We start from the raw sequence: 6,000 nt of genomic DNA, 5'->3' as shown, positions 1-6,000 counted from the left end.
TGCCTTTCCATCTGTGGCGGCTTGGCATTTCCTTACCTGCGTAGCCGTATGTTTATGAACGAACCCCATCAAAACCTCAACTCGCCGGGGCCCTGCGTCCAGTACGACCCCGTTGGCGTCACAGATGGCGAGGACTCGGCCGACATCCTTGGGCCATTCGATGACCCGGAGCAGCGGCTCAGCGTGTCCACCGGAATCTGGCCACACCACCGGGTACTGAGCGGTGTCCGCCCAGACGGTGGCCGGATCCAACGACTTCCCCTGATAGGTGATCCTCACATCAGGGTTGGCGGCGAGAAAGGGCGCGAAGGTCGAGGCGAGCTGCTGAGCCGTGTCATCTTGTACCAGGCGGTTGACAAAGTCCGCGGGGACCGACGCCTCGACCCGTGTTCCGCAGGGCTCTTCAACATAGTCCGGCTCGGAGATGTCGAAATCGGCGAGCCGGTCGATCGCCCCGCTGATGACCGTGCGTTCGTTTCGACCATCGAGCCCCTTCGCGACCGTGACCCAGCGCACCTGTTCCCCCAGCGCGAACGCGCGCAGCCTGCCCTGCCCGCTACGACCGTGCAGGCCGCGCTTCAGCTCAGGTGAGACCTTGGCCTTGGTCTTCCACGAACCGCCGAGGCCACCGAAGCAGCTCGCGCAAGAGGCGTTCGGCATTCCATGGCCATCGTCGGTGACATTGACCGACTCGACACCGCTCAGCTCGTTGACATCAAGGTCGACCGTGATGTGACTCGCCTCGGCGTCCAGCGCGTTCCAGATCATCTCCGCGACGGCGCCCACGGGATCCTTCAAGCGCGCGAGACGGAGGAGATGATCTGGCTTGGCCTCGATGTGAACCGTACGCACATGGTCACTATCGCAGACCACATGCGAAGCCACGCCCTAGGTCACCAGAACGAACCAGCCAGCCCGGGGCCGAGGGCCATGGCACTCGCCATGACGATCAAGATCAGGTCGCGCGGTGTTGAAAGGTAGACAGGAGGAGATGGCTCACAGACACCTGAGCGGTCGACCAGGCAAGGGTTCCCGCTCTACGCGGGTGAGAGCGGGATCAGTTCGGCTGCGCGCCTGTGCAATGCCGGGGCCAGGTCGAGGTTGTCGCCTCGGGTGGTGGTCTGGAGAAGCTCGGCCAACACGACCAGCTCGGCGAAGCGACCTTCGGTGCTGTCGAGGAGGTCGGCGAATTCCGCGCGTAGGCGCCCCTCGGTCGCGGGGACCAGCATGGTGTGGGCCGCCAGCAGGGCGATGTCGTAGACGGCTGGGGCCAGGCCCCAGCCCTCCCAGTCCAGCAGAGTGGGGCCGCTGGCCGTGAGATTGGCCCAGTGCAGATCACCGTGAGCGGTACTCCAACGCGGCACGCGCGTGGGGAGCTGGGGGCTTCGGAGGTACAGCGGGAGAGCTCGCTCAATGTAGGCCGGGGTGACGGCCTGCCGCTGAGTGGGAGTGGCTGCGATCATCCCAAGGCTGGCGCGCAGGCTGGACCACCAGGCGTCGGGCAAATCGAGGTCGGTCCGCAGGACCGGCTCGGCCGAGAGGGCAGGGCTAGGGATGTAGCTGGTGAGCTCGGCTCGATAGACGGCCTCGGGGGTGGTCCAGTCAGACTGGCCGATCAGGACTGGTCGCGGCACGCTGTCCGGGACGAGGGCGGCGGCCTGCTCGGTGCCGCTCCAGATCCGCTCATCGCGCTTGCCCGGCAAGGCGGACAGGACACGCAGCCACGCCGGGCGCTGGTCGGCTCGAATGACCTGGGCGCCAATGGTACGACCACGCCAGCCCCAGGCCAGCGGTCGGCCGGTTGGGACGACGTCGAGGAGACCCGCCCCATGCGCGAGCGCGGCGCGCATGCGGTCGGCGACGCCGGTATCAGGTGAGGACATCCACGATCTTTCGCAAAGTGGGCTCGTCTAGAGGCTCCCGCGCGCAAACCGCGGCGGCCTGGTCCCAGTGTGCCCGCTGACTGGTGGACAGCAGTACCCGATCGACCCCAGGGGCCGCGGCCACCACGGCGAGCGCGGCTTGCGCGGGAGTGAGGCCGGACCCGGCGAGCGCGGCCAGTTCAGGCGAGACCATGGAAGGCAGGTCACCTCCGGACAGGGGCGCGCTGGCGAAGACCGCCAAGCCGTGCTCGGCCGCCTCGATGAGCGGTCCTCGCCCGCCGAGAGCCTGGGCGATGGGGTCGAGGTGGACCAGACTGACCGGCATCTGGAGCGCATGCAGGTGATGTGGGCTGTGCCCGGCCGCCTGCTCTGCCAGCGCAAGGAGGTCGGCTACCGTGAACACACCATTGAACCCATTCCAGGTGGCCACCCCATACCTACCGATCCGGCGGTCACGGGTGGCCTCCTCCAACACCTCGAACGCCCCGGCCAGCAAAGCGCCCACCTCGCCCCCGGCTCGCTCAGGGTTGTGGACGAACACCAAACCGAGCCGCTGTTGCCCGAGCTCGGTCCGGCTACGGTCGATCTGCCAGCGCAGGTAGTCCGGAGCCAGGCTATGGCCGGCCTGGGCATCGGCCTGGGTGATCACACCATGCTCCATGGCTGCGGCAGCCGTGGCCCGAGTCAGGAACCCGACCTTGGTCGACACTCTCGTTTGGGGATGGTCTGCGAGCACTCCCGCAAGAGCGCTATGCGCGTGGCCGTTGTCGTAGTTGGGGGCGGTGTCGATCCAGTCGCACCCGCCGGCGATCATCTCTTTTGCCGCAGCCGAAATCTCGGGCACGCGGTAGGTCCCCCATCCGAGCAGGCTCACGCCGCCCCCTTTCGAAACTGCGGTGACGGCGGGGTCACGGCGGCGACCTGGTGGGAGACCAGGTCACTGACCACGGCGGCGACGTCGGGCAGCGAAAGAGCGGCGAGCTCGGCCAACTCGCCGAGCGCGTAGGAGGCTCCGGACAGCAGGGCCTCCAGCATCGGTTGGGCGGCAGCATGGAACTGCCAGCTCTGACCCCCAGCGCGCAACCTCACCGTGCCACCCTCACGGTCGAGGTGGGCACGCAAGGTGAGCAGCCGTACCGCTACGGCGGCCTGAGCAGGAACGGCGGTCAAGTACGGCAGGCTCGGTGCCAGGCGGCCGACATCCACCACGTCACGGTGGGTGAAGAAGCGGACCAGGAGATCGTCCTGATCGAGCAGAGCACCCACCTCCTCGGCCAGTTTGGCTCGGAACACCGCCTGAGCCTCCACGGAGTCGAACTGCGGCAGGTCGGCTCGCATGATCTCGCGCTCACGCAGCTCGTCGGCGACGAAGGCGAGCAGCTCGGCCCCAGTGGTGGTCTGCAATCCGCACGTCAGGTGCAAGGAACTGACCCCCTCCGAGGCGCTGACGGCGTGCCAGTGGCCACGGGGTACGTACAGCATGTCGCCGGGGCCGAGCACGAACTCGTCAACCGGGTCGCCGGTCGGGAGCTCGGGGGCCTCAACATCGCGGAAGGTCGGGTAGAGCCTGGTCGGGCCGTAGATCTTCCACCGCTTAGCGCCGTCGATCTGGACGATGAAGGTGTCGTGATCGTCCCAGTGGATGCCGAATCCCTCGGTGGCGGTCCAGGAAGCGTACGCGTTGACCTGTACGCCGGTACGCAAGGTGCTCTCGATGGCGGAGGCCAGAGCACCCGCAGGCGGGTGAAGCTGGTCGATGGCGTCCAGGACCAGAGTGGCGCCATCGGCCAATCGCTCGGCCAACTCGGCCGGTTGGAGCTGATGCCACAACACGTGCCGCCGGCCGATCTGGGCCTGCGCGTAGCGGTGCTGAGACATGATCTCTCCGGCCACTGACAGCCGCAGGCGGGGCGGCTCCAGACGGTGACACGCAAGGATCTCGTTGAGGTCGGCAAAGGACAGCAGTGCGCCGGGACGATCGACGGCGCCGGGAAACACCTGGTGGGTACGCCGAAGCGCCTGGGCGCGAAAGGTCGCGTCCAGGCGCTCGGCGACCTGCTCGGCCACTGCGCGGGCCTGCTCGGTCGCGGTCATCGGCGTGCCCTAGTCGTTGGTGTCGCTGCGGCCGCTGCTGCCACCGTCGCTGGGCATCGCGTCCCGCGTGCGCGCGGCGCTGATCTGCTCCCGCGCCAGGAGCAGGCCTGACGCGCCGGGGCTGGCGCTGGGTGTGGTCGTGGTGTCCACGAGAAGACCTCCAAATGCCGGGGCCACCCAGGTCGGGCGGCTCGTCCAGGCCATGAAATCCGCTGCCGGAACGCGCGCCTAGAAGTCGTCCGTAGTCTCCAGTAGTCTCTCGCGCTCGATCACCTCGGGCTGCGGCTTCCCCCGTGCGACAGTGATGGCAACCGGCACCTCTCACCAGGGAGCAGGCCCATGACGGAACCGCTGTACCGCCATCCCCTGACCTACCTGCGTGAGGAGCTCAGCCTGTCGATGGCAAGCTACGCGAACCAACTCGCGGCCGTTCACCAGGCCCTCGGCTTGGGGGCGATGGCATCCGAACGGCAGAAGATCTACCGGTGGGAGACCGGCCGTGCCGTGCCTGAGCCGTCGGCGCAGCGGGCGATGGCCGCACTTCACAAAGTGCCAGCCGAGTTGGTCGAGCAGATTGGTTGGCCGCAATGGCTGACGGTGGCCGGCGGCATACGGAAAAGAGGGACTGACGCCCCATGGGATCAAACAGCTACGGTGGAAGTGCTGTCCGATCTCGCACGAGGGGGCCCCGTGGACCGCCGAGGATTCCTGATCATGACCTCGGCCGCGCTCGGCTCCACCGTTCTGGATTGGCAGGATGCGATGGCCGCGACGAACGCGCCCATCTCCACCGGCAGCCGCCAGATCACGCCCGTGTTGGTCGAGCATCTGGAACGGCGGCTCGACCACCTGCGTCACCTCGACGACGCACTCGGGAGCGGGGAACTCCGTGACCTGGCCTTGGCGGAGTTCGCGTTCGTCATCGGTCTGGTGAAGGAATCGCGCTTCACCGAGCAGACCGGGCGACGGCTGTACGCCGCCGCAGCCGAAGCCGCGCGCTGCTGTGCTTGGATCCACTTCGACGCCGGGTTCCACGCGCAGGCCGAGCGATACTTCGGTGCAGCCCTGCGCGCCTCCGCGATCGCCGCAGATCCATTGACCGGAGCCTACGCGCTGTCCTTCCAGGCGATCCAGCGCTATACCGCAGGTGACCCCCGCGACGCGGTGGCGCTGATCGAGGCGGCCCAGGTCCAGAGCAAACACCGCTCGACCCCGCGATTCAAGGCGATGCTCGCGGCTCGCGCGGCCCGCTCCTACTCCAAGGCCGGGCAGCGGCGGGAGTGTGCCCGCTCCCTCGATGCGGCACGCGATGCCCTGGCCGCCGGACCCCATGATGACGATCCGGCCTACTTGTACTGGGTGAACCTCGGTGAGATCGAGATGATCGCAGGGTCATCGGCGCTGGAACTGGGCGACCATCGTGAGGCGGTGCACCGCTTCGAGGCCGCCATCACCGCAGAGTACGCGGGCGACGATCAATACCCGCGCACCCACGCCATCTATCTGGCGCGTGCGGCGGACGCCCACCTGGGCCTTCGTGACTACGACCAGGCGGTCGATGTCGCCCAGCACGCGGTGCGCTGTCTGGGCGGCGTCGACTCCGCGCGCTCGTCGGCGACGCTGGCCGACTTGCGGGCCAAGCTCGGCGCCTATCGGCAGGTACCCGCCGTGCGCGACTTCCTCAACCTGACCGCCTGAACACGAGCCCGTCGCACCGTGATCGGCGCTTGATTTCCTTCCATAGCTGAGCCGACACGATCTCCTGCCAGCCGGGTGTGCCCATAAGGGCACGTCGTTGACCTTGCGTCAAATTACCAATAGTTGATCGCCGGGCGGTTAAGGGCCACGTGTAGATCAGCCTTTGGTCCGACCTCCCGTTCGATGCTGAAGACGCCTACCGGAACTGCTGACATCGCACCGTGCACGACAACCGGCCATACGTGCTTTATAGGACATTTGGATGTGTGGCAGTAGAGACGCTGTGACCACACGTATCATAGGTATTCACCTGCAACATGCGTCA

Annotated in this window: 6 protein-coding genes; 1 reads left to right on the top strand and 5 read right to left on the bottom strand. The window is 67.2% G+C overall.

Annotated features, from left to right (window positions below; genetic code table 11):
- The 5 genes from ACGFIV_RS17795 to ACGFIV_RS17775 form a co-directional block, all read right to left on the bottom strand.
- Positions 1 to 852 (bottom strand): ATP-binding protein (locus ACGFIV_RS17795; protein ID WP_392835984.1); only part of this gene is annotated, 852 nt, incomplete at its 3' end.
- Positions 853 to 1,037: 185 nt separating this feature from the next.
- A complete protein-coding gene (locus tag ACGFIV_RS17790; protein WP_392835981.1) occupies positions 1,038 to 1,883 on the bottom strand; it encodes a phosphotransferase in 846 nt (281 codons plus the stop codon).
- Positions 1,870 to 2,757, bottom strand: coding sequence for an aldo/keto reductase (locus ACGFIV_RS17785; RefSeq protein WP_392835978.1), 888 nt, complete (start codon positions 2,755 to 2,757; stop codon positions 1,870 to 1,872). The genes ACGFIV_RS17790 and ACGFIV_RS17785 overlap by 14 nt, the downstream gene beginning before the upstream one ends.
- Entirely contained in the window at positions 2,754 to 3,977 is a 1,224-nt protein-coding gene (locus ACGFIV_RS17780) for a cupin domain-containing protein (RefSeq protein WP_392835975.1), read from the bottom strand. Before ACGFIV_RS17780 ends, ACGFIV_RS17785 begins: the two co-directional genes overlap by 4 nt.
- Positions 3,978 to 3,986: 9 nt before the next feature.
- Entirely contained in the window at positions 3,987 to 4,127 is a 141-nt protein-coding gene (locus ACGFIV_RS17775) for a hypothetical protein (protein WP_392835972.1), read from the bottom strand.
- 189 nt (positions 4,128 to 4,316) lie between these two features.
- Here ACGFIV_RS17775 and ACGFIV_RS17770 point away from each other — a divergent pair, with 189 nt between their 5' ends.
- Positions 4,317 to 5,675 carry a hypothetical protein gene (locus tag ACGFIV_RS17770; protein ID WP_392835968.1) on the top strand — a complete coding sequence of 453 codons (1,359 nt, stop codon included), beginning with the start codon at positions 4,317 to 4,319 and terminating at the stop codon, positions 5,673 to 5,675.
- Positions 5,676 to 6,000: the final 325 nt, after the last annotated feature.

This window comes from Sphaerisporangium sp. NPDC049003 (assembly GCF_043197795.1).
Taxonomy (GTDB): domain Bacteria; phylum Actinomycetota; class Actinomycetes; order Streptosporangiales; family Streptosporangiaceae; genus Sphaerisporangium.
The sequence above is the reverse complement of the archived record's forward strand: the minus strand, read 5'-3'. Positions and strand labels throughout refer to the sequence as shown.